The sequence below is a fragment of the Thiomonas sp. genome (genome assembly GCF_054608695.1).
In genome coordinates this window covers 1-23,056 of the sequence record NZ_JBTRXV010000071.1, presented here as the reverse complement: position 1 = coordinate 23,056, position 23,056 = coordinate 1, and the positions used below count along the sequence as shown (strand labels likewise).

Here is a 23,056-nt window from a genome sequence, read left to right as displayed (position 1 = left end):
GCCGCCCTTGGCGTTGGTCTGCTTCACCAGCAGTTTCACGGCATCGGCAATGCCTTGGCCTTCGTTGGCGTACTGGCCGGTGATCGGCGCCTGCACGCCAATCTTGATGGGCGAAGCCGCAAAGGCCATGCCGGCTGCGGCAAAGCAAGCCACACCGGCGCTAAGCCGAAGGGTACGGGGGAGGAATTGCATCAGAATCTCCAGACGTCAATGGCCCGGTCATGAGCGCCGAGCCTGTTTGATCAAAACCGCTGTCGATTCCGCGATGGGCGCGTGTCCACCCCGTGCAGATGCGCTGGCGAAGGCCAGCAAGGGCAGAGACGTGCAGCGCGGATCATTGTGTGAACGAGCGGCAACCGAAGGCTTGCAAGCCGTGTGGGCCAACAACCTCTTGTTTCATGCTAGGCCGCATACTCCGGATTTCCAAGACCGCTCATGCAAGAAACGTCACGGCGTGTAAGCGCTGCGCCGCGCCTCCTCGGCGCCCGCCTCTGGCGCAGGAATTGCGTTGGCTGAGCCTAGGCCGCTTGTGGATGGTGATGCGTCAAATCACCATGCCCCGCCAGCAGACCAGCGATTGAAATGTCTTCATCCAACTGGTCCCAATGCAGACCGCTGGTGCTGATGGTGAAGTTCTGGCGCTGTTCAAGGCTGGCATGAAGCAGTCGCGGGAACCATGCCAACGGCACACCAAGCATGCGCCCGTCATTCAAGCTGACATACATGCTGCTATCGTCGAACGTGACCTGAACAGCTTTAAGGCGACGCTGAATCAGTTCCCGTGATGCAGCGCGCCGCCCGCGCCAACCCTGACGCCCAAGCCCCCGTCTTCATCGCCCGCTGAGCGGGCGTCACGACCTCCGAGCTCTCCACCGCGCAGAGCTTCGTGCGCGAGTTGTGCGAGCTGCTCGGCATGCCCGCGCCGCATGCCACCCCTGAGTGGACAGCGCTTCAGGCGCCGCCGTGCGCATCGCCATGACCGTGGCCGCCTTGGGCGCGGGTGAAGGCCGCCTGCAAAGCGTGACGGCGGAGCAGCCCGGCGACCACGGCGAAATGCTGGTGGACTTGCGCGAGCGCGTGGGCGTGATTCATGCGGATTTGACGGTGGGGCCGAACCTGACCAACGCGCAAACGCTGCAGGCCGATTGCAATCTGTCCTCACCCGGCGTGAAGTTGCACGGTGCGGGCTTCATCGTCACCCCCGAGCAAGCCGCCGCGCTGCTCCCCACCCCAACCCTCCCCACGCGTGGGGAGGGGGCCACTTCGCCTTCTTCGCGCAACGCCGGTTTCGCTCCCCCCCCCCACACTCCGTGGGAGAGGCTGGGAGGGGAATCCCTTGCACCGCGAAGCGCCGTCCTCCCCTCCTCACCTCCCCCACTCCGCGTGGGGAGGTGAGGAGGAGGAGATCGTGCGCCCCTGCCGCATCGGCCGCGACCTCACCGACGCGCCGCGTGGCGTGCCGGCCATCGACCTGTTCGGCCTGAGCGCCGAGCAGGTGCGCAGCCGCTACCCCGCCGTCTACCAGTGGCTGCTGGAGCGGGTCAAGCCCGAGCGCGACCAGAACCAGCGCGACACCTACCGCGACAACTGATGGATTTTTGGCGAGCCACGCCGCGAACTGCGCAAAGCTCTCGCCGGCCTGCCGCGCTTCATCGCCACGGTCGAAACCGCCAAGCACCGCACTTTCCAGTTTCTCGACGCCGCCATCCTGCCCGACAACATGCTGGTCGCCATCGCCATCGCCATCGCCATCGCCGATGCCTTTGATCTCGGTGTGTTGTCCAGCAGCGTGCATACCGCCTGGGCGCTGGCGCAAGGCGGCACGCTGGAAGACCGGCCACGCTACAACAAAACCCGCTGCTTCGAGACCTTCCCCTTCCCCGGCGACGACACCGGCCTCACCGCCGAGCTGCGCCAGCGCATCGCCGACCGCGCCGAAGCGATCGACGCCCACCGCAAGCGCGTGCTCGCCAGGCATCCCGATGCCTTGACGCTCACCGGCCTGTACAACGTGCTCGACGCGCTGCGCGCAGGCCGCGCCTTGAGCGCCAAAAAAGAGCGCGCCATCGCCGACATCCTCGCCAACAGCGCCCACGCCCTGCCCCTGCCCGCGCTGGAGGCCCGCTTCAAAGAAGGCCGCGGCCCGTGGAAAAAAGCCTGCCCCGCATTCTCGAAACCCTCGAAGCCCTGGGCCGCGCGCGACGCGAGGAACATGGCTGGCGGGGCTGATGCGGGGCGGCATGCCGGTCTAAACTCTGACCGGCGTCGGGGCTGGGCCATCCCCAGCCAGGGATCGAACCCCAGCGCGCCACGACGCATGGCCGCGCGGGCTGCAACAACGGAGAACGACAAACATGGACGAGGCATTCATCGTGGCTGCCGTGCGCACGGCGGGCGGCCGGCGCGGCGGGCGGCTTTCGGGCTGGCATCCGGCCGATCTGGCGGCCAGCGTGCTGGACGCGCTGGTGCTGCGCAGCGGCGCCGACCCGGCCTGCATCGACGACGTGATTCTGGGCTGCGTCGGCCAGGCGGGCGAGCAGGCCAACAACATCGCGCGCAACGCGGTGCTGTCATCCGGCCTGCCGCAAAGCGTTCCGGCCACGTCGGTGGACCGGCAGTGCGGCTCGTCGCAGCAAGCCCTGCATTTCGCCGCGCAGGCGGTGATGTCGGGCTGCATGGACGTGGTGATTGCCGGCGGCGTGGAGAGCATGTCGCGCGTGCCCATGGGCCTGCCGGCCAGCCTCGCGCACAAGCACGGCTACGGCAGCCCGGTGGGCCGCGCCATGCAGGCGCGCTACCCCGGCGTGGTGTTCAGCCAGTTCACCGGCGCTGAAATGGTGGCGCACAAGTACGGCCTGAGCCGCGACGCGCTCGACCGCTACGCGCTGCAAAGCCACCAGCGTGCCAGCGCGGCCACCAAGGCCGGGCTGTTCGACGCGGAAATCGTGCCGCTGGCGGTGAGAACGGCCGAAGGCGAGGCGACCGATGCGCTGCATGCGGTGGACGAAGGCATACGCCACGACGCGTCGCTGGAGGCGATGGCCGCGGTCAAGCCCATTGCCGAGGGCGGGCTGTGCAGCGCGGCGAACGCCAGCCAGATTTGCGACGGCGCCAGCGGCGTGCTGGTGGCGAACGCGCGCGGACTCAAGGCGCTGGGCGCGCAGCCGCTGGCGCGCATCCACCACATGAGCGTGCTGGGGCACGACCCGGTGATCATGCTCGAAGCACCCATTCCGGCAACGCAGCGGGCGCTCGACAAGGCCGGGCTGCGGCTGGACGCGATCGACCTGTTCGAGGTGAACGAGGCCTTCGCCTCCGTGCCCCTGGCCTGGCTGCAGGCGCTGCAGGCCGACCCGCAGCGCCTCAACGTCCACGGCGGCGCCATCGCCCTGGGACATCCGCTGGGGGCGTCGGGCACGAAGCTGATGACCACCCTGGTCCACGCCCTGCACCAGCGCAAGGCGCGCTATGGCCTGCAGACCATGTGCGAAGGCGGCGGCATGGCGAACGTGACCATCATCGAGCGCGTTTGAACGCGCGCAGATCAGGAGGCGAACATGACCGATTCGGCAAACGCTCCGGTGTTGCTGCAACGCGAGGGCGCGGTCGCGCATATCGTGCTCGACCGCCCGGAACAGCTCAACGTCATCGACGTGGGCATGGCACGGGCGCTGCTGGAGGTTTGCGAGGCGGTTGCGGGCGCTGCCGAAAAAACCCAGCGGCAAACTCCTCAAGCGCAGGCTGCGGGAGGAGTTCGCAAACGTCTATGCGGAGGGCGGCCGGATCGTTTGATCGCCCGGTTCCCGTCCCCATGCCGTTCTCCATCCTGATCCCGCAGCCTTGGATACGTTTGGATGCCAAACCAGTCGCGTGAACGGCGAGGTCTGCCGTAAACTTTCTGCGCGAGCTTTTGTGCCTCTTGTGTTGTGCGATGTGTGCTTTGGAATAGGCCACACGCCCGTCCTTCTGGAGATCACGCCATGAACGCCAAACGCCTGTCCAGCCAACTCGTCACCACCTTGTTCAGCCTGGGGCTGCTTGCCGCCGCGCCGGCAGCGAAAGCCGAACTCATCGGCACCCAGCAACTCACGCAGCAAGCCGCCGGCGCGCAAGACGCCACCCTGACCCAAGACCGCCAGACTCTGGACAATTTCATGGCGCGCGCCGACGTGCAACAGAAGCTGGAGCAAATGGGCTTGAGCCAGGACATCACGCAGCAGCGCCTGGCCGCGCTCAGCAATCAAGAAGTGGCCAGCCTGGCCGGCAAGATCGACGCCATGCCAGCCGCAGGAGATCTGGGGTTTCAGGAGTTGGTGATCATCCTGCTGGTTGCCATCCTGGTGGTGCTGGCGATTTGATCCCTCGCGCGACGCCCCCTGCGGCAAGCCGCATCCTCACGCCAGGCCGCTCGCGCCCCCTGCGCACCGCAAGCCTGGCGGCTGCCCTGGCCGCAGCGGCACTGCTCGGCGGCTGCGCCCTGCCCTTCGGCGGCGCAGCCTACAAACCGCAATACAGCAACGGCGCCTTGCTCGGCGCCCCCGCCGGACTGCCGGCGCAGGCACAGGTGGCGGGCGTGCCGTTCTATGCGGATGACCGCAGCTACTGCGGCCCGGCTTCGCTCGCCGCCGTGCTGAACTGGTCGGGGGCCGACACCTCGGTGGCCGCACTGGTGCCGCAGCTCTACACCCCCAAGCTCGACGGCACGCTGCAATTCGACATGCTCGGCGCCACGCGCCGCGCCGGGCGCGTGGCCTATGTGCTGCCGCAAGAACTGGCAGCGCTGTTCGCGCAGGTGGCCGCGGGCATTCCGGTGGTGGCGCTGCAGCGCGTGGGCGCGCCGCTGAACTGGCATTTCGCGGTGGTGACGGGCTACGACCTCAAGGCCGACACCGTCACCCTGCATTCCAGCACCGCCGCCAGCCTGGTGCTGTCCATCGGCCAGTTCGACCGCTCGTGGGCCCCGGGTGGGCGCTGGGCTTTCGTCGCGCTCAAGCCAGGGCAGTTTCCGGCCGGCGTGACCGAGTTCGACTATCTCCACGCCGTGTCGCCGATGGAAGGGGTGGCGCCCGACGCCGCGCGGCAAGCCTACGAGGCCGCCGTGCAGCGCTGGCCCAAGGCCTGGATTGCGATGATGGGCCTGGGCAACCTGGCCTATGCCCGCAAGGACTACGCCCAGGCCGCCGTTGACTTCGCCCAGGCCGCCCGCGCCCAGCCGGACGACGGCGACCCGCTGAACAACCTGGCCCAGGCCCTGCTGGCCGCAGGCGATCTGAGTGCGGCGCGAGGCACCATCGAACAAGCCGTCCGCATCGGCAAACCGAATCCGGGCGTGTACCGCAGGACGCAAGCGCAGATCGAGGCGGCGCTGAAGCGCTCGGGTATCGAATAAAAACCACAAAACTCAATGAATTCGCGATGTTCGGCCGCAGACTTGAGACTGCAGGCTGTCACGGGCAGGCAACTGCCGGACAATCCGGTGTTGTCACATGCCTGCTGGTCTCCCCGCCATGAAACGCCGCCAATTTCTTCAAACCCTGCCGCCAAGCCCGTTGCTCGACCGTCTGCTGGCACGCGCCGCAGGCGCGGGGCTGCTGGGCATGGGGCTGAGCGCGACGGCAAACCCCGCAGCCCTGACGGCTGATCCTGCCCATCCGGCTGGTGCGCCCGCCGTGGCCTTCTACTACGGCAGCCGGATTCCGTTGGACGACCTGCGCGCCTTCGACTGGGCCGTGCTGGAGCCCGCGAACGCACTGGCGCAAGACCCCGAGGTGGTGCGCACCTTGGCGCCCCAGACCCTGGCCATCGCCTATGTCTCAGTGGGCGAAGTGCAGCCCAGCCGTCCGTATTACGCCGACATCCCGAAAGCCTGGCTGCCCGCCAACAACCCCGACTGGGGCTCGCGGGTGATCGACCAGACCGCCGCAGGCTGGCCGCAATTCCTGCAGCAGCGCATCGTGCAGCCCTTGTGGCAGGCGGGCTTTCGCGCGTTTTTCCTCGACACGCTGGACTCCTACCAACTGCTGGCGACGACCGATGCCGAGCGCCGGCAACAAGCCGCCGCGTTGCGCGCCACGCTGCAGGGTTTGCTGGCGGCGTTTCCCGGCATGCGTTTGCTGCCCAATCGCGGCTTCGATCTGATGGACGCAAGCCTCGCCGGCGCCACGCTGGCGGTTGCGGCCGAGTCGCTCTATCGCGGCTGGAACGCGAGCAGCAAGCGCCATGTCGACGTGCCGCCGCAAGACCGCCAGTGGCTGCTCGACCGCTTCGCCGAGCTGCGCATCCGCTACAAGCTGCCGGGAATCGCCATCGACTACGTCGCCGCCGACCAGCGCGAGCTGGCACGGCAGACGGCGCAGCAGATCGCCGCCGCCGGCCTCATTCCCTGGGTGGCCGACCCGGCGCTGCACAGCCTGGGCGTGGGCGCGGTGGAATTGCAGCCGCGCCGCGTGCTGTTGCTGCATTCCAGCGCGCAGGGCGACAGCCCCGATCTGCTCAACCAGAGCGCCCACCTCTATGGCGCCATGCCGCTGGAAGACCTCGGGCTGGTGCCGGAATACCGCTACATGGGAGCGCCCACCATCACCGAGCCCTTGGCCGGGCGTTACGCCGGCGTGGTGCTGTGGTCCGACCGCAGCGATGTGCCCGACCCCGCGCGCGACCTGCTGCGCCGGGCCAGGGACGAGGGCGTGCCGGTGGCCATCCTCGGCCAGACCGATGTCTCGGTGCTGGCGCTGTTCGGTCTGCGGCCGGGGCAGGGCAACCTGCCGGGGCCGATCCGCTTGCAGCGCCAGTCCGGCACGCCGAACGGCGAAATCATCCCGCTGCTGGCGGCGGGGGACACCATGCGGCTCGACGCGGGCGCCGGCAGCCAGGTATGGCTGCGCGCCAGCGGCAGCGACGGCCGGAGCATGGACGGCGCTGCCATCACCCCCTGGGGCGGCTACGCGCTGGGCAGCTTCGGCGTCTTCAACCTGCCGGGCGACAGCGGCACGCGCTGGTCGATCGAGCCGTTCGCGTTTTTCCGCGCCGCGCTGCGCGTGGGCGACGCCCCCATGCCCGACATCACCACCCGCACCGGGCGACGGGCGTTTTTCGTGCATTTCGATGGCGACGGCTTCGTCAACGCCTGCGAGCGGCCCGGCTCGCCGCTGGCCTGCGAAGTGCTGGTCACCGAGTTCCTGGACAAGTACCGCACTCCCACGCTGGCCTCGGTCATCATTGCCGAGATCAGCCACGAAGGCCTGTATCCGGCCACCGCCAGCCAGGCGCAGCTCTGGGCGCGGCGCATGTTCGCGCTGCCGCATGTGGAGGTTGGCAGCCACACCTGGAGCCACCCGTTCGACTGGGTTCTGGCGAGCGCAGAGCACAGCCTCGGCCAGACCAGCAAGGCACTTCCTTACGGCAACTACCTGCCGGTGCCGAACTACACGTTCAGCACCGAGACCGAGGTCGTCGGCGCGCGCGAGTTCATCCAGACCAAGCTGTGCCCGCCGGGCAAGCCCTGCAATATGCTGCTCTGGCCCGGCGACTGCAACCCGCCGAACAAGGCCGTGGCGCTCAGCTATGCGGTGGGCATGCACAACATCAACGGCGGCGGCGCCACCATCAGCCGCAGCAAGCCCACCCTCTCTGCAGTCTGGCCCATGGGCATCCCCAAGGGGCGCGACTTTCAGGTGTACGCCGCGCTGTCCAACGAGGAAAGCTACACCCACAACTGGACCGGCCCTTACTTCGGCTTCGAGCGCGCCATCGAGACCTACCAGATGACCGACAGCCCGCGACGGCTCAAGGCGCTGGACGTGTATTTCCATCCCTACATCGTCACCAAACAGGCCGGCGCGGTGAGCCTGCACAAGGTGCTGGACTGGGCCACGCGCCAGCCCACCCACCCCATCTTCGGCCTGCAGTATTCGCAAAGCGTGCTGGCCTGGCGCCGTGCCACGGTGGCACGCACGCTGGGCGGCGCCTGGCGCCTGCGCGCCGAACCGAGCCTGCGCCAATGGCGCCAGCCCGAGAGCGCCCCGGCACCCGATCTGCGCGTCAGTACCAACCTTGCCGGTCACACCAGCCATGCTGGCATGCGTTACCTGCATGCCAGCGCCGACCAGGTCGTGCTGGGCGCGGCGGCGGCCTCGGCCGCGCCGCAGCCAGGGTTGCCTGCGCTGCCCTATCTCATCGACGCCAACGCCGACATCAGCCGCTTCGAGCCGCTGCCCGGCGGCGGCTGGCTGCTGCAACTCGCCGGCCATGTGCCGCTGCAGGCCAGCCTCGCGCTGCCGCCCGGCTGGCGCCTCGTGGTCGAGCCCGGCACCCAGATGCAGCGCGACGCCGGGCAGGTCCGTGTCAGCAGCACCAAACCGGGCGCCACGCTGCGCCTGCTGCCTCAGGCCTGATGCCACGCAAGCCCCGTCCGCATCGGCAACTCTCGGTCTCGCCCGATGACCCCGGGCGCAGCCGGCTGTTTCCACGCGGCACCCTGCTGGGCCTGGCGCTGATGGGGGCCGCCACCCTGACGCTGATGTGGCCCGGGCGCGAGCTGCTGCAACTGCTGCGCAGCACGCAGGACACCGGGCTGGCCATCGACTACCTGCAGCATCTGCTGCGCCTGCAGGGCCATGACGCCGACCTGCGCCTGCTGCTGGCACAGCGCTACATCAGCATCGGCAAGCCGCAGCAGGCCCTGGCCGCGCTCGAGCCCCTCGGCGCCGAACCGAAGGCCGACGCGCTGCGGCTGCTGATCTGGAAACGCATCTGGTTCGATGCCCGCGCCCGGCACGACACCGCGCTGGCGCAGCAGGCGCGCAGCGCGCTGGCCGGCTTGCTCGGCCGCACCACGCCCGCCAACTTCAACGATTGGCGCTCCACCCTGCTGTTGCTGCAGGGGCTGGACGAACCCGCCACCGTGCGGCGGCTGGCGCCGCTGGCCTTGCGCTTCACCCCGCTGCCGCCGAGCGCCGCGCAAGATGCCGCACGGCTGTTGCTGGGGCTGGGCGAATACCGGCTGGCGGCGCAAGTGCTGTTCGCCTCGTTGCCGGCAGCGCCAGCCCAGGCCCAGCAACGCGCCCTGCTGCTGCAGGCGGCGCAGGTGCTGCTGGCCGCTGGCGATGCCAAGCTGGCTTATGCCGAAGTTGCGGCGCAGGCCCGCAAGCTGCCGCCCGACCCGGCCCTGGCCTGGCGCCTGGTGCAACTGGCGCTGGCCGCCGACCACGCGCGTGCCGCGCTGCACTGGCTGGGCCAGGCCGTTGATCTGCACGCCAGCCCTGCCCAACTCGGCCATGCCCTGAGCCCGGCTCAAGCCGAACTGGCCTGGCGCCTACTGCTGGCCGACGGCGACTTGTCCGGCGCACTGCATCTGGCCAACGCCGTGCTCGCCGGCCCCGGCGCCACGCCAGCGGCACAAGTGCCCGGCCAGCGCCGCGTCTGGGAAGAGCGGCGCGCCCAGCTGCTGGAATGGACCGGCCAGCCCGACGCCGCCATGCAGCAATGGATGGCCCTGCTGCGTCAGCGCATCACCGCCGGGGCGCTGAGCAATGTGCGCCGCCTGGCCGGCATGCTGTCCTCGTCCAGCGGCCAGATCGCCTACTGGGAAGCCCGCGCCCGCCAGGGCGGCATGCGGGCCGATGACTGGCTGCAATACGCCCAGGCGCTGGAAAACCAGGGGCATCCCCAGCAGGCGGCGGCGGTGCTGCGGCTGGCCGCGCCGGCGCACCCGCAACTGTTCGGTGCGCTGGCCTGGCTGCTCGGCAACATGGGGGAGACCCAGGCGTCGCTGGCGGCCTATGCCCAGGGCCTGAAGCTCAAGGCGCTGGACTTGCGCGCCAGCATCGACGACGCGCTGGCGCTGTTGCAAACCGGCGCGTTCGAGGCGGCCCGCAACGTGCTGGAGCAATCCCAGCAGGCGTTGGGGCCGGACGATCTGCGTGCCGCTCGGCAGGGGCTGCTGGCCGACCTCGACTGGGATCTCGGCCAATCCGCCCCGGCGCTGGCTGCCTACGCCACGCTGTGGGACACACCGGCGCTGCGCCGTCACATGAAGCCCTACCAGGTGGAGCGCTTCATCGTCCTCACCCAGCGTCTGCATGGCCCGGGCGCGGCGCTGGCGCTGTTGCCCGAGGCCTGGCAGGCCGCGCCGCACAAAGAGCTGGCCTTGCAATGGCTGCAGGCGCTGGTCAAGCTGCCCAGCCTGAGCGGTTTGCAGCGCTGGCAGCGCACCGTGATGCAAGGCGAGGTTGGCGCGGCGCTGCGGCAAGACGCGCAGGTGTATGCGGCGCGCGCGCAGGTCTGGCAGGCGCTGGGCCGGCGTGACGAGGCGCTGGCCGATTTGCGCACCGCCGTGCGCCTGGCACCGAACAACCGCGACGACCAGATCACCCTGCTCTGGATGCTGCTCGACATGAACCGGCGCAGCGAACTCCGCCGCGCTTTCGAGCGTTACGCGCCCCAGCTTCGCGGCAGGGCCGACGGCCAGGAGGTGCTGGCCGCCGCCGCCCAGGCGCTGGGCGATTTGCCGCTGGCGCTGCAGCTCAATGCCCAGCTCTACCGACACAAGCGGCACGATCCGCTGTGGCTGATGAATGCCGCCGACCTGCTCCGCCGGGCCGGCGACGACGCCCGCGCCCGCGTGGTCTATGACCAGGCCTGGCAGTTGCTGCGCCAGCCGCCGCCGAAGCCGGCTGCGGGCAAGCCGGGCACGGCCATATCGCTCGATCATTTGCTGGCCGTGTTGCGCCTGGCCCCGGGCCGCACTTCGGTGCAGCGGCAGCAACAGCTCATCGCCATGTTGCGGGCCCGGCTGCGGCCCGGCAGCACTGGCGCGGCGCCCGCGTCGGCGCAGCAAGGGCAGCGCCAGGAACTGCAACACGAACAGCAGGCGGATGCCGCCATCGCCGACTGGCTGCTGCGGCTCGACACCACGGCCCCGGCGCGCTGGTGGCTGGCGCGCGCCGTGCTCAGCCCGGCGGACCGGCAATCGGTGGCGCTGCAAATCGCGCTGCAAGAGGGCGACCGCGAGCAGGTGCGCCGCCTGCTCGACCAGGGCGCCGGCGAGCGCCTCGATGCGATCGACCGCGCCGAGGCGCTGCGCGCTGCCGGCCACCCGATGCAAGCCCTGGCGCAGGCCGACCAGGCCTTGGAGCAGGCCGCGGCGCAAGGCCGCAACAGCGCCGCGCTGCAGGCGCTGGCGCAACAGAACGCGCAACGACACCTCGACCTGGCCGACCGCAGCACCGTGCGCTACGCCAGCCAGCAGACCGATGCCGTGCAGCGCGATGGGCTGATCCTGCAGCAAAGCCTCGCCCTGACCCCGCGCCTGAAGCTGCAACTCGGCGTGAGCCGGCAGCACCTGTCCAGCCGCGATGCCAGCATCATCACCGGCCTGCCCGGCCAGTGGCGCGACGCACAGGCCGGCCTGCAATGGCACGACGGTGCGCTGCAGCTGGGCGCCAGCCTCGGCCATAACAGCGCGCTGGGAAGCATCACGCCGCTGCAACTCGACGCCGCCTTTCCACTGCCCGGCGGGGTGCAGGCGCAGGCCCAGTTGCAACGCCACGCCGTGGCCGATGAAACCGGCGCGCTGCTGGTGGCCGGACAGCGCAATCGCCTGCAGTTCGGCCTGAGCAAGAACGTCGGCCGCTTCTGGGCCAGCGTCAGCCAGAGCGTGGCGGAGTATTCCACCCGCCAGGGCGACAGCCTCGGCTCGGGTCGCAGCCTGCAGGCGCAGGCCGGTGTGTGGCTGCGCCAGGGCGAGCCCGACCTGGCCTTGAAGCTGCTGGGCTACAGCAACCAGTTCAGCGCCGCGGGCGCGCCGCAGCCGTCTTACGCCGGCATCGACCCCAGCGGGCTGCCGCCCGCGGCCGGCTTTTTCATTCCCGCCGGCGACGACGCCGCGGGCGTGGGTTTCGCCTTCAACCAACTCGTGGCCGACCGCTACAGTGCGCACTGGCTACCCTTCGGCGAATTGGACTTGCTGCGTTCGCGCCGGCTCGGCAACACCACCGGCGTCGACCTCGGGCTGCAGGGCCCGGTGTTTGGCGGCGACCAGCTCTCCGTGCACTATCAACGCCAACAAAACACCACGGGGCTGGTGCGGCAATGGAGTTTGCAATACCGCATCTGGTTCGGCCCCTGATCGCAACCCGGCACCCCGTCCACTGCACCCCGACATGACCCGCACCGACATACGCACCCATCACCCATTTCATCAGGAGTCCGCCATGCACGCCACCCGCTTCTGGATCGCCGCCAGCCTCAGCCTCTTGTTGGCCGCCTGCGCCACCATGTCCACGCCCACCCAGTCCTTGCGGCTGGCGGCGCAGGACAAGCTGGCCGTGCTGCCCTTCGTCAACGCCACCGAAGCGCCGCAGGTGCAGGAGCGGGCGCAGGCCATCACGGTGGCGCTGCTGCGGCAAAAGGGACTGGCGCACGTGCTGGTCTACCCCCAGGCGCCGAGCGACAACCCGCTGGAAGCGCAGCCCGCCGCCTCCAGCACCCAGACGCTGGACTGGGCCCGCAACCAGGGGGCGCGCTACGCGCTGTCGGGCACCGTCACCGAATGGCGCTACAAGACCGGGGTGGACAGTGAGCCTGCGGTGGGGCTGACCCTGCAGATCAGCGACGTGAACAGCGGCCAGGTGGTGTGGTCGGCCGCGGGGGCGCGCTCGGGCTGGGGTTACCAGGCGCTGGCCGCGGTGGGTCAGGCGCAGATTGCTGCGCTGCTGGGCGGGCTGCAGGTGCAGGCCACGGCCATCGCCAAGCTGCCTGCGGCACCAGGCGCCGAACCCCTTGCCTCCCCGGCGGCGCGCCCCTGATGCGGGCTTGAGCCGATCCTGACCCGCGCCCGCGCCGTGCCCGCTTCCCGTTGCCCATGAGCCGCATCGCCCGCCTGCGTGCCCGCATCACGCGCCGGCTGCAACCGCAGCGCACATCCCCCTGGTTGGGGCTGGTGCGGGCGCTGCGCATCTGGCGCCCCAATGCACAGGCCGATCGGCTCATCGCCGCGCTGGAAAGCGCAGCCCTGCCGGCGCTGGCGCTTTACCTGAGCTGGCGCATCAACCCGCAAGACCCCTTGGGATTGCATGCCGGTTTCCCCTGGATCTGGTTCGGGCCCTGGCTCGCCGCGGTGCGCTACGGCGCGGGCTACGGCCTGTTCGGGGTGGCGCTGTATGGCGGCATGTGGGCCCAGTTCTTCAGCCCCGACCTGGCGACCTTCCCGGGGGAGTTTTTTCTCGGCGGCGCCCTGGTCAGCCTCATCCTCGGCGAGTTCGGCTCGGCCTACAAGGTGCAGTCCGTGCGCCACCGTGAAATCCAGCGGGACCTGACGGCACGGCTGGAGCGCACCAAGCGCCGGCTGTTCGTCGTGAAGGAGTCGCTCGCCACGCTGGAGCAGGAGCTCACCGATCGACCCATGACCCTGCGCGACGCCCTGCTCGACCTGCGGCGCCGCCTGGTGCAGGCGCGCAGCACGCCGGCGAGCGGCAGCCGCGCCGTTGCCGCCCTGCCCGACCCGGGCGCCCTGCTGCAGCTGCTGAGCCAGGCTTGCCGCCTGATCGAGGCCGGCATCTTCGTGCGCCGCAGCGGCGATGCCCACTGGACGCCGGTGGCGCGCCTGGGCAAAAACCTGCCCAAGCTGGACACGATGCATCCCCTGATCGAGCATGTGCTGGAAACCCACGAAATCGCCCACATCGCACAGGCAGGCCTGGCCGATCCGAACTACAACCAATGGGTGTTCGCGGCACCGCTGCGGCTGGACCTGTTCGAGGAGGTGGACGCGCTGCTGGCGGTGCACACCATGCCCTTCATGGCTTTCGACGACATCAATCTGCGCCGCCTGCAGGTGCTGGCCGCGTCCTACGCCGACTTCACCCAGTTGGAACTGCTGGTGGAGGATGTGCGCGCGGTGTGGCCGGCATCGCCCATCGGCATGCAGCAGGAATGGGCGCATCTGGCGGCGCTGCACAAGGCCTCGGGGCTGCGCAGCTATTGCGCCCTGTGGATGGGGCAGGCGCGGCTGAGCGAAAGCGTGCTGGACGAATTCTCCGGCCTGCAGCCGCCGGAAAGCAGCTGGTGGCGGCTGCAAACGGCCAAAGGCCATCTGGTTCTGGCGGTGCTGCTGCCCATCATCAGCGGCGCCAGCCTGACCAGCTATCGACGCCAGATGATCGATGCGCTGGAGCAAATTCTTGCGCGCTTCGACCAGCCCAGCCAGACCCTGGGGGTGGACTTCTACCCGGTGCGCCACGCCGCCGACTACGCCGCCTTGCACCAGCGCATGCAGCTGCTCTGAGCCCACCCGAACACCATGGACCTGCTCCAGTTCTACAAGCTGATCGCCCTCTCGCTGTCGATGGAGTCGGCCGCGCTCTGGCTGCTGGGCTCACATGGAGATGCCGCCTTTCTCGGGTTCTGGCTGCTGCATGCCGGGGCCTCGGCGGCGGCCAGCTGGCTGGTCTGGCGGACCTTGCCCGCAAGCCTGCGCCGGCCGCGGATGTTGTCGCTGCTGCTGGTGTTCGTGCTGGCGCTGTTGTTCCCGCTGGTGGGCGTGGTGGGCTTGCTGCTGGCGTCGCGCCTGGCGATGCTGCGCCCGCGCCGGGTGCGCAACGAGGACGCGGTGCGCGAGGCGCCGCAACTCGAGATCTATGGCATTGACCCGCAATTGGACAAAGCCATCGACGTACTGCCGGTCGGGCAAATTGCACGGATCGCAGCGAATGGCAAGGCACCAACGCAACAGCGCATTCGTGCCGTGCTGGCGATGCGCGACATGCCGGCGAGGCTGGCCCTGCCGCTGCTGCGCAGCCTGCTGGGAGATGGGGACGAGGAAATCCGCCTGTTGGCTTATGGCATCGCCAGCAATTGGGAGCAGCGCCTCACCGCCGACTTGCAGGAAGCGCAGAGAGATCTCGACGCGCTGCAAGCAAGGGGCGCCAGCGGCACCACCTTGGCGCATGCTGCTCGGCGCGTCGCCGAGTTGCAGATGGAATTCATCTACCAGGGTCTTGCTCAGGGTGACTTGCGCAAATTTGCTTTGGACCAGGCCTGGTACTACACCAATCTGGCCTTGAAAGCGCAGCCTGACGATCCGACTCTGCTGATGCTGCGGCTACGGCTGAGCATGGCCAGGGATGACCTTGAGAATGCCCAGAACACGCTGCTGCTGCTCGATGAAAACTCCAACCCTTCGGTATGGGTGCCTTATGCGGCCGAACTGGCCTGGAAGCATCGCAACTACACCGCGGTCAGTGCCATCCTGGGGCAACTTCGAAACATCCAGGTCGCTCCGCGCCTGCGCTCTATCGTCCGCCTGTGGTCTCCGCTGGAAGAAAAGGCATGACAAAGGAAGCAGGACAACCCGCAATCGACGTCATGCTGCTGCTCGAAGGCACCTACCCCTATGTCTCGGGCGGAGTGTCGAGCTGGGTGCACCAGATCATCAACGGCTTTCCCGAGCTGCGCTTTCACCTGTGCTTTCTCGGCTCGCGCCGGGAAGACTATGGCGAGGCGCGCTACAAGCTGCCATCCAATGTGGTGGGCTTGACCGAGCATTACCTGTTCAGCGAGGAAGTCCTGCCCAAGCCGCGCGGCAGCCAGGGAGACCGGGCCACGGCCGAGCTGGTGCGCAAGCTGCACACGCAGTTGCGCGAACCGGGAGACGGTGCCGACGCTGGCCGCGACGCGCGCGCCCAGGTGCTGGAGCAAAGCCTGCTGGCGATGGAGGGTCGGCTCGATCTGCAGTATTTCCTGCATTCCAGGCAGTCCTGGAGCTACCTGACCGAGCAGTACCTGGAGCGCTGCACCGATCCGTCCTTCGTCGATTATTTCTGGACCGTGCGCACCATGCACACGCCCATCTGGACCCTGGCGGCGCTGGCCCGCAGCCTGCCCGCGGCGCGCAGCTATCACACCATCTCCACCGGCTATGCGGGTTATCTGGGCGCGGTGCTGGCACGGATCACCGGCCGGCCGCTCATCCTCTCGGAGCACGGCATCTACACCAAGGAGCGGCGCATCGACCTGTTCTCGGCGCAGTGGATCAGCGACAACATGCCGGTGCTGGAACGCAATGCCGGCGAAGCGGGTTATTTCCGCGCGCTGTGGATCCGGCTGTTCGAGTCGCTCGGTCGCATGTGCTACGACGCCGCCGATCCGGTGATTGCGCTGTACGAGGCCAACCGCCTGCGCCAGCTGGCCGATGGCGCGGAGCCGGCCACCACCTGCCTGGTGGCCAACGGCATCAACGTGCCGCCGTTCGCCGCCAGCCGCAGCCAGCGCCCGGCGCAACCGCCGGCGGTGATGTGCCTGATCGGCCGCGTCGTGCCCATCAAGGATGTGAAAACCTTCATCCGCGCCGTACGCGTGGCGAGCGGTCGCATGCCCGGCCTGGAGGGCTGGATCGCCGGCCCGGAGGATGAGCACCCCGACTATGCGCGCGAGTGCCGCGAGCTGGCCGACAGCCTGGAACTGGGCGATCGGCTCCAATTCCTCGGTTTCCAGAAGCTGGTCGAGCTGCTGCCCAAAGTGGGGGTGGTGGTGCTGTCGTCCATCAGCGAGGCGCTGCCGCTGGTGCTGCTCGAAGGCTATGCCGCCGGCGTGCCCGCGGTGACCACCGACGTCGGCTCCTGCCGCCAGCTCATCGACGGCCTGGGCCCGGAAGACGAGGCCCTGGGCAGTGCCGGCGCCGTGGTCGGCATCGCCGATGCCCAGGCCCTGGGCGAGGCCTGCACCGCCTTGCTGTCCGACCCAGCCGCCTATGCCCGGGCCCAGGCCGCGGCCATTGCCCGGGTCGAGCGCTATTACACCCAGCCCATCATGTTCGCCAAGTACCGCGCGGTGTACGAGGACGCGCTGGCGCGCAGCGACCGTGCCGCCGGCACAGCTCCGCCCGCACGCGGCGCCGTTGCCACCGCACTGCGCGAAGGCCGCATCCCGCAAGCGGCAAAGGCCGCCAAGGCGGATGACATCCCGCATGCCGGGATCGCAGCGGACCGCCCCCCGCTGGCCAACCCCGACACCACCAGCCCCGGCATTGGCAGCAATGCGCAGGGCACGGGGAGCGGCTGATGGCCGGTATCGGCTTCGAGTTGCGCAAGCTGCTGCGCAGCCAGTCCTACCTCGGCCTGCTGCGCGCCTACAGCTATGCCTCCATCATCAGCTCCGGGCCGTGGGTGTTCTCCATTCTCGGGCTCATCGTCACCGGCCTGCTCTCGCTGGGCGTGGTGCTGCCCAACGACCGCATCATCCAGTTCCAGGTGACCGTCACCTATCTCATCATGAGTTCGCTGGTGCTCTCCGGCGGCCTGCAACTCGGCTTCACCCGCTGGGTGGCCGACGCCCTGTATGCCAAGCGCCGGGACGAGGTCGCCCCGGCCTTTCTCGGCGTGCTGCTGATCAGCACGGCCGTGGCCGGGACACTGGGCTGGATGGCCGCGCTGTTCCTGTTTCCGCGCGAAAGCAATTTGTACCGCGTGCTGCTTGCCGGCGGCTTGCCGCTGCTGTGCGACATCTGGATCGTCACGGTGTTTCTCTCCGGGCTCAAGCAATACCGCGCGATCCTCGCCTTGTATGCAGGTGGCTACGGGCTCTCGGTGCTGCAGTCCTACCTGTTGCGGGGCTGGGGGCTGGAAGGCCTGCTGGCGGGTTTTCTCGGCGGCCAGTTCCTCATGTGGACGGCCATGATGTGGCTGGTGCTGCGCAACTTTCCGCCCACCCGCCCGATCACGCTCGACTGCTTCAAGCGCGGCGCCATGTTCCCCTCGCTGCTGGCCGGCGGCACGCTCTACAACTTGGGCGTGTGGGCCGACAAGCTGGTGTTCTGGTACACGCCCCAAACCTCCAACGTGGTCATCGGCCCGCTGCGCGCCTCCACGATCTATGATTTGCCGGTGTTCCTCGCCTACCTGTGCGTGATTCCGGGCATGGGCGTGTTCCTGGTGAAGTTCGAAACCGATTTCGTCGAGTGGTACGACAAGTTCTACACCGCCGTGCGCGCCGGCGGTGCGCTGCAGGACATCGTTCGCTTCCACGACCGCATGCAGGACACCGTGCGCGAGGGCATCTACCAGATCATCAAGGTGCAGGCCATCACCCTGCTGGCGCTCTACACCTTCGTCGGGCCGCTGTTCCACGCCATCGGCATCAGCGATCTGTACATCCCGCTGTTCCTGGTGCAGGCGGTGGCCGCCAGCTTCCAGGTCTTGCTGCTGGCCGTGCTGAACGTGTTCTTCTACCTCGACCGCCGTCGCGAGGTGGTGTTCATCACCGCGCTGCTGACCGTGCTCAACCTCGTCTTCAGCCGTGTGTCCATCACGCTGGGCGCCGAGTGGTTCGGCTACGGCTTCGCCGTGGCCCTGCTCATCACCCTGATCACCGGCCTGATGCTGGTGCAGCGCCTGTTCCGCCGACTGGAATATCAGACCTTCATGCTGCAAGGCTCATGAACCGGTGGCAGCCGTTCGCTCCAGGCCTTGCCGTGAGCGTCTCGGCCGCGTGGCGCCGGACGCAGCCCTCGTTACACTGATCCCGTCATTTTTCGCCCCGCCATGGCTCGATCATCCACACGGCTCCCAAGGCCAGCCCCTGCCCTTCCATCCCGCCGTCTGGCGCTGCTCGCCGGCTGCGGCCTGCTGGGCGGCGCCTGGCTCCAGGGCCGGGCGCTCGCTCAAGCCGCCCCCGGTTCGAGCGCCGGCGGCAGCTCGCCAGCCATGAACTATGCCGACGCGCCGCGCGCTGCCGCGCTGGCCGCGCAATTGGCGCAGCAGACCGGGCTGGATGCGTCGTGGATTGCCAGCCAGCTCGACCAGGCGCAGTTCCAGCCCGCGGTGGCGCGGCTCATCATTCCGGGGCGGCCGGAGCAGAAGAACTGGCGGGTGTACCGCAGCCGTTTCGTCGAGCCCATGCGCATTGGCGCGGGATCTGACTTCGTGCAGGAATTCGACGTCTGGCTGCGCAAGGCCGAGAGCCGCTTCGGCGTGCCGCGCAGCGTCATCGTCGGCATTCTCGGGGTGGAGACGATCTACGGCCGCAATATGGGTGGCTTTCGCGTGCTCGACGCCCTGGCGACGCTGGCGCTGGACTTCCCGGACGCCGCGCCCAAAGACCGCAGCAGCTACTTTGCCAGCCAGTTCGGCGACTACTTCCTGTGGTGCCGCGGCAGCGGCTTCGACGCGACGCAGGTGAAGGGCTCGTATGCCGGCGCCATCGGCATGCCGCAGTTCATGCCGGGCAACATCTTGCGCTACGCGCTGAACTTCGAGGGCGGCAGCAAGGTGGACATCATCAACAGCGCGGCCGACGCCATCGGCAGCGTCGGCAACTACCTGGCAGGCCATGGCTGGACGGCGGGGCAGCCCACCCATTTTCAGTTGCTGGTGTCCAGCAGCATCGCCCCGGACACGCTCGCTAAACTGCTCGCACCCGACATCGTGCCGAGCTTCAGTGCGCAGGACTTGCAAAATGCCGGCCTGCCGCTGCTGCCGCAGGTGCTGGCCTATCCGGGCAAGCTGGCGGTGGTGCAACTGCCCAACGCCGGCGCCAAGCCCGACTACATTCTCGGCACGGACAATTTCTACGCCGTGACCCGCTATAACCATTCGGCCTTCTACGCCTTGGCCGTGATCGAACTGGGGAACGCAGCCATGGCCGCCGCGCAGGGCTGAGCAGCAATGGAGCAAGCATGAACCTTGCGCGGCACTCACCCCCAGGATGAATCGGATGAACCTTGCAGCACTCCTCAAACCCCTCGCCGCCGTTTTGTTGACAAGCATCGCCCTGTCAGGCTGCGGCGTGTTGGCCGCGCCCTGCCGCGTGGCGTCCGCCGGCATCAAGATGGTGCCCGTCGTCGGCCATGCGGCCGCCGCTCCCACCGACCTTTGCGCGGCGGTCATCGACCCCTGAAGGCTGCAGCCGCGCTGCAACGGACTTGCGCCCGGGTTCAAACCGCCGGCACCGCGCGGGGCCGCGCACGCAAGGCGACGTGGATGCCGGCGAAGATCAGCGCCGCGCCGATCAGGTGGTAGAGCGCGATGCCTTCGTGCAGAAACAGATAGGACAGCACGGCGGCGAACACCGGCGCCAGGTTGCCGAAATAGGCCGGAATCTGCGCCCCGGTGCGGGCCACTGCCGTGCCCCAGCAGACATAAGCCAGCAGCGAGGCCAACAGGGCCGCGTAGCCGATGGCCAGCACCACCGGCGTTCCCCAGTGGGTGCTTTCCCCCAGGCCCCAATGCTCGAACGCGGCGAACGGCGCGATGAACAAGCTGCCCCAGGCCATTTGCACGGTGAGCGAGGCAAAGGGGGTCAGCCCCAGCGGGCGGCGGCGTAACTCCCAGGTGTAGAAACCCCAGAGGAACACGGCCAGCAACATGATGAGGTCGCCCGTGGCCAGGTGCAACCGCAGCAGATGGTCGATCTGGCCCTTGGTCACCACGACCACCACCCCGGCCACCGACAGCGCCGCGCCCCACCACGATGCGGGACCGATCGGTTCGCGGTAGAACACCGCACCGGTCAGCAGGATGAACACGGGTGCCGCCGAGGTGATGAGCGAGACGTTCAGCGGGGTGGTCGTGTGCAGCGCCACATACTGCAGCGAGTTGTAGCAGGCCACGCCGAGAAACCCCATGCGGGCGAGCGGCTTCCAGTGCTGCTGCAGCAGCGCGCGCTGGCGCCACAAACCGGGGCCGGTGAACAGCAAGGCCACCAGCAAGGCGAGGAACCAGCGGTCAAAGCTCAGCGCCAGCGGCGGAATCTGCCCCACCATGAGGCGCCCGACCACGGCGTTCCCAGCCCAGAGCAAGGGCGGCAGGATGAGCAGGAGCAGCGTGTTGAAATCGAGTTTGACACGTGGGCGCATCAGCCATTATTCCAAGCCGAAGCGATACGCGCAGCCAACGATGAAACCCGGGCTGCGAGCAGGGGCTGTCATCAGTCAGTCGCCTGCCCTCCCGCGCCAAGACCTGCTGCCATGGCCTGGGCGGGCTGGGCCGTGTCGCTGAGCCGTTGCGGCGCGGATGCTTGCGGCCATGGCAGCTGCCAGTAGCGCGGCCACTTTGCGCGCCACGATTCAAGCTCGGCCGGATGCTCGTCGCGCCACACCAGGGCGCCGGCTCGATCGGTGCGCTGCACCGGCAGACCGAGGTCGGCGTAGCGTTGCAGCACGTCCGCATGCGGATGGCCGTAACTGTTCATGAACCCCGCTTGCACGGCAACCAGGCGCGGCGCCACGGCCTGCAGAAATTCGGCGCTGGACGAGGTTTTGCTGCCGTGATGCGCTGCCAGCAGCAAGTCGACGCCGAGCGCGTCCGCTGCCGGCCCGGCGGCCAGGGCTCGCTCCTGTGCGCGTTCGATGTCGCCCGTGAGCAGCAGGCTGCCATGCCTGCTGGCCACGCGCAGCACACAGGAATGCGCGTTGGTGCGCTGCGCTGGCGCGGGGTCGGCGGCGGCCGGGTGCAGCAGTTGGAAGTCGACGCCGTCCCAAGTCCAGCGCATGCCGGCGACGCAGGGCTGGGCACTGGCGTACCCCATGGCCAGCACGCGCTCGGCCGCGACCGAGCTGACGGCGGCCGTGCCGGGATAGGCGCGTGCGATCGACGCCGCGCCGCCGATGTGGTCGCTGTCGGCATGGCTGAGCACGACGCGGTCGAGCCGCCGCTCGCCCAGCGTGTGCAGCAGCGGCAACAGCACGCGCTCGCCCGCATCGCTCTGCAGGCCGAGCGTCGGCCCGGTGTCGAACAGCAGGGTGTGGCGTGCGGTGCGCACGATGATGCCCATGCCCTGCCCGACATCGGCGATCCAGGCTTCGACATGACCCTCGGCCGGGCGTTGTCCCGGGTTCAGCAGCAAGGGGACGATGAGCGCAAGCCCTGGCGCACGCAGGCGCCAGGGCCAGGGCAGCACCAAGGCCAGCACGCCGAGGGCGGCAAGCACCAGCGCCGGCCATTCGGGCGCAGCCGCATGCCACTGCGCCTGCGGCCAGCTCGCCAACTCGGCCAGCACGCGGGCCAAGCCGGCTTGCACCCAGGCTGCCGCCTGCCACACCCAGGCGTCCAGGGGAGCAGGCAGGAGCAAGCCCAACACGGCAAGCGGCGCCACCCAAAGCGTGACCACAGGGATGGCGGCGGCATTGGCCAGCGGCGACAGGATGGCGATCTGCTGGAAGAACAGCAGGGTGAGCGGCGCCAGCGCCAGGGTCACGGCCCATTGCGAACGGCCTGCGGCGCGCAGACGCGACCAAGCCCCATGCGCCAGCGTGCGCAGGCGCGACGGTGCGGGGGCGGCCATCGCTGGGGCCGGCATGGCGGACTCCGACGGGTCCGCAGCCTCCAGGCGCGGCTTGGCCGGGTCGGCCAGGAACAAGATGCCCACGGCGCAGAACGACAGCCAGAAACCGGCCTGCATCAGCGCCCAGGGGTCCCACAACAACACGGCAAGCAGCGCCCAGGACAGGGTCTGTCGCCAGCTGATGCGCAGGCCGGACATGCGCAGCGACAGCCCGACCGCCAGCATCAGCAAGGTACGTTGGGCCGGCACACCGAAACCCGCCAGCAGGCAGTAGGCGGTGGCCGCCAGCAGGCCGAACACCCCGGCCACCGTGGGCGTGGGCAGCCACAGCGGCCCTGGGTGGCGAAGGTGGGCCGTGCGGCGCCAGACGAAGCCGGCCAGCCATGCCGCCAGCCATGCCAGCATGGTGATGTGCAGGCCCGAAATGCTCATGAGATGGGCGACCCCGGTGATGCGGTAGATGGTCCATTCGCGCGACGCAATGGCCGCCTGGTCCCCCAGCGCCAGGGCGGCGATGGTGCCTGCCTGCGGATTGCCCGCGAGCGCCGCATCGATGCGTGCGCGCAAGCGGTCGCGCAGCGATTGCAAGGCGAGGTCGGCGCCGTCCTGCAAATGGCCGAGTGCCTTGGGGGGCTCGAAACGCCTCGCCTGGCTGACCGTGGCCGTGGCGCCTATGCCCTGCTCGAACAACCAAAGCTCGGCATCGAAGCCCGCCGGGTTGGCCGCGCCATGCACCGGCTTCAAGCGCAGCGGCAGGCGCCAGACTTCGCCGGGATGGACC

The 23,056-nt window shown here is 68.9% G+C and carries 20 protein-coding genes and 1 pseudogene; 16 read left to right on the top strand and 5 right to left on the bottom strand.

The window, feature by feature from the left end:
* Both ACYCUK_RS18105 and ACYCUK_RS18100 read right to left on the bottom strand, forming a co-directional pair.
* A partial coding sequence (locus ACYCUK_RS18105) for an ABC transporter substrate-binding protein (RefSeq protein WP_461596066.1) occupies window positions 1-192 on the bottom strand: 192 nt, incomplete at its 3' end.
* 326 nt (window positions 193-518) lie between these two features.
* Complete coding sequence (locus ACYCUK_RS18100) at window positions 519-773, bottom strand: DUF2442 domain-containing protein (RefSeq protein ID WP_461596067.1); 255 nt, start codon at window positions 771-773, stop codon at window positions 519-521.
* A gap of 166 nt (window positions 774-939) precedes the next feature.
* Here ACYCUK_RS18100 and ACYCUK_RS18095 point away from each other — a divergent pair, with 166 nt between their 5' ends.
* The 3 genes and pseudogenes from ACYCUK_RS18095 to ACYCUK_RS18085 form a co-directional block, all read left to right on the top strand.
* Window positions 940-1,395 carry a hypothetical protein gene (locus ACYCUK_RS18095; RefSeq protein WP_461596065.1) on the top strand — a complete coding sequence of 152 codons (456 nt, stop codon included), beginning with the start codon at window positions 940-942 and terminating at the stop codon, window positions 1,393-1,395.
* Between the two features lie 13 nt (window positions 1,396-1,408).
* Window positions 1,409-1,591, top strand: a complete 183-nt coding sequence (locus ACYCUK_RS18090) for a hypothetical protein (protein WP_461596064.1) — start codon at window positions 1,409-1,411, stop codon at window positions 1,589-1,591.
* Between the two features lie 129 nt (window positions 1,592-1,720).
* A pseudogene (locus tag ACYCUK_RS18085) lies at window positions 1,721-1,822 on the top strand (hypothetical protein); the annotation flags it as partial.
* Window positions 1,823-1,842: 20 nt separating this feature from the next.
* Here the strand turns inward: ACYCUK_RS18085 and ACYCUK_RS18080 are convergent.
* Window positions 1,843-2,214, bottom strand: coding sequence for a hypothetical protein (locus ACYCUK_RS18080; protein WP_461596068.1), 372 nt, complete (start codon window positions 2,212-2,214; stop codon window positions 1,843-1,845).
* A 140-nt stretch (window positions 2,215-2,354) separates the two neighbouring features.
* On the opposite strand from ACYCUK_RS18080, the gene ACYCUK_RS18075 reads away from it, so the two are divergent.
* From ACYCUK_RS18075 to ACYCUK_RS18015, 13 genes are all read left to right on the top strand, one after another.
* Complete coding sequence (locus ACYCUK_RS18075; RefSeq protein WP_461596063.1) at window positions 2,355-3,533, top strand: acetyl-CoA C-acetyltransferase; 1,179 nt, start codon at window positions 2,355-2,357, stop codon at window positions 3,531-3,533.
* Window positions 3,534-3,557: 24 nt separating this feature from the next.
* The gene (locus ACYCUK_RS18070) at window positions 3,558-3,830 is read left to right on the top strand and encodes a hypothetical protein (RefSeq protein WP_461596062.1); all 273 of its coding nucleotides are present in this window, start codon (window positions 3,558-3,560) and stop codon (window positions 3,828-3,830) included.
* A gap of 150 nt (window positions 3,831-3,980) precedes the next feature.
* Window positions 3,981-4,358 (top strand): PA2779 family protein, encoded by a 378-nt coding sequence (locus ACYCUK_RS18065; protein ID WP_461596061.1) that lies wholly within the window; start codon window positions 3,981-3,983, stop codon window positions 4,356-4,358.
* Entirely contained in the window at window positions 4,355-5,389 is a 1,035-nt protein-coding gene (locus ACYCUK_RS18060) for a PA2778 family cysteine peptidase (RefSeq protein ID WP_461596060.1), read from the top strand. The genes ACYCUK_RS18065 and ACYCUK_RS18060 overlap by 4 nt, the downstream gene beginning before the upstream one ends.
* Window positions 5,390-5,507: 118 nt before the next feature.
* Window positions 5,508-8,393, top strand: a complete 2,886-nt coding sequence (locus ACYCUK_RS18055) for a bifunctional glycoside hydrolase 114/ polysaccharide deacetylase family protein (RefSeq protein WP_461596059.1) — start codon at window positions 5,508-5,510, stop codon at window positions 8,391-8,393.
* Window positions 8,393-12,127, top strand: a complete 3,735-nt coding sequence (locus ACYCUK_RS18050; protein ID WP_461596058.1) for a tetratricopeptide repeat protein — start codon at window positions 8,393-8,395, stop codon at window positions 12,125-12,127. The genes ACYCUK_RS18055 and ACYCUK_RS18050 overlap by 1 nt, the downstream gene beginning before the upstream one ends.
* An 85-nt stretch (window positions 12,128-12,212) precedes the next feature.
* Entirely contained in the window at window positions 12,213-12,806 is a 594-nt protein-coding gene (locus ACYCUK_RS18045) for a penicillin-binding protein activator LpoB (protein ID WP_461596057.1), read from the top strand.
* 56 nt (window positions 12,807-12,862) lie between these two features.
* On the top strand, window positions 12,863-14,284 hold the full coding sequence (locus ACYCUK_RS18040) for a GAF domain-containing protein (protein ID WP_461596056.1): 1,422 nt from the start codon (window positions 12,863-12,865) through the stop codon (window positions 14,282-14,284).
* Window positions 14,285-14,299: 15 nt separating this feature from the next.
* Window positions 14,300-15,331, top strand: coding sequence for a HEAT repeat domain-containing protein (locus ACYCUK_RS18035; protein WP_461596055.1), 1,032 nt, complete (start codon window positions 14,300-14,302; stop codon window positions 15,329-15,331).
* Window positions 15,328-17,058, top strand: coding sequence for a GT4 family glycosyltransferase PelF (gene pelF / locus ACYCUK_RS18030; RefSeq protein WP_461596054.1), 1,731 nt, complete (start codon window positions 15,328-15,330; stop codon window positions 17,056-17,058). Before ACYCUK_RS18035 ends, pelF begins: the two co-directional genes overlap by 4 nt.
* Complete coding sequence (gene pelG / locus ACYCUK_RS18025) at window positions 17,058-18,434, top strand: exopolysaccharide Pel transporter PelG (protein ID WP_461596053.1); 1,377 nt, start codon at window positions 17,058-17,060, stop codon at window positions 18,432-18,434. Before pelF ends, pelG begins: the two co-directional genes overlap by 1 nt.
* A 102-nt stretch (window positions 18,435-18,536) precedes the next feature.
* The gene (gene mltB, locus ACYCUK_RS18020; protein ID WP_461596052.1) at window positions 18,537-19,652 is read left to right on the top strand and encodes a lytic murein transglycosylase B; all 1,116 of its coding nucleotides are present in this window, start codon (window positions 18,537-18,539) and stop codon (window positions 19,650-19,652) included.
* Window positions 19,653-19,707: 55 nt separating this feature from the next.
* Window positions 19,708-19,890, top strand: a complete 183-nt coding sequence (locus ACYCUK_RS18015) for a DUF6726 family protein (RefSeq protein ID WP_461596051.1) — start codon at window positions 19,708-19,710, stop codon at window positions 19,888-19,890.
* Window positions 19,891-19,927: 37 nt separating this feature from the next.
* On the opposite strand, the gene ACYCUK_RS18010 is transcribed toward ACYCUK_RS18015, so the two are convergent.
* Together ACYCUK_RS18010 and ACYCUK_RS18005 are read right to left on the bottom strand one after the other, a co-directional pair.
* A complete protein-coding gene (locus ACYCUK_RS18010; protein ID WP_461596050.1) occupies window positions 19,928-20,848 on the bottom strand; it encodes a DMT family transporter in 921 nt (306 codons plus the stop codon).
* 71 nt (window positions 20,849-20,919) lie between these two features.
* The coding region (locus ACYCUK_RS18005) for a DNA internalization-related competence protein ComEC/Rec2 (RefSeq protein WP_461596049.1) at window positions 20,920-23,056 on the bottom strand (2,137 nt) is incomplete at its 5' end.

Bases quoted from the DNA above. Each gene is read 5' to 3' on its own strand.
- ACYCUK_RS18080 (WP_461596068.1), bottom strand. From the start codon at position 2,214: ATGTTCCTCGCGTCGCGCGCGGCCCAGGGCTTCGAGGGTTTCGAGAAT.
- ACYCUK_RS18075 (WP_461596063.1), top strand. From the start codon at position 2,355: ATGGACGAGGCATTCATCGTGGCTGCCGTGCGCACGGCGGGCGGCCGG.
- ACYCUK_RS18070 (WP_461596062.1), top strand. From the start codon at position 3,558: ATGACCGATTCGGCAAACGCTCCGGTGTTGCTGCAACGCGAGGGCGCG.
- ACYCUK_RS18065 (WP_461596061.1), top strand. From the start codon at position 3,981: ATGAACGCCAAACGCCTGTCCAGCCAACTCGTCACCACCTTGTTCAGC.
- ACYCUK_RS18055 (WP_461596059.1), top strand. From the start codon at position 5,508: ATGAAACGCCGCCAATTTCTTCAAACCCTGCCGCCAAGCCCGTTGCTC.
- ACYCUK_RS18050 (WP_461596058.1), top strand. From the start codon at position 8,393: ATGCCACGCAAGCCCCGTCCGCATCGGCAACTCTCGGTCTCGCCCGAT.
- ACYCUK_RS18045 (WP_461596057.1), top strand. From the start codon at position 12,213: ATGCACGCCACCCGCTTCTGGATCGCCGCCAGCCTCAGCCTCTTGTTG.
- ACYCUK_RS18040 (WP_461596056.1), top strand. From the start codon at position 12,863: ATGAGCCGCATCGCCCGCCTGCGTGCCCGCATCACGCGCCGGCTGCAA.
- ACYCUK_RS18035 (WP_461596055.1), top strand. From the start codon at position 14,300: ATGGACCTGCTCCAGTTCTACAAGCTGATCGCCCTCTCGCTGTCGATG.
- pelF (WP_461596054.1), top strand. From the start codon at position 15,328: ATGACAAAGGAAGCAGGACAACCCGCAATCGACGTCATGCTGCTGCTC.
- pelG (WP_461596053.1), top strand. From the start codon at position 17,058: ATGGCCGGTATCGGCTTCGAGTTGCGCAAGCTGCTGCGCAGCCAGTCC.
- mltB (WP_461596052.1), top strand. From the start codon at position 18,537: ATGGCTCGATCATCCACACGGCTCCCAAGGCCAGCCCCTGCCCTTCCA.
- ACYCUK_RS18015 (WP_461596051.1), top strand. From the start codon at position 19,708: ATGAACCTTGCAGCACTCCTCAAACCCCTCGCCGCCGTTTTGTTGACA.
- ACYCUK_RS18010 (WP_461596050.1), bottom strand. From the start codon at position 20,848: ATGCGCCCACGTGTCAAACTCGATTTCAACACGCTGCTCCTGCTCATC.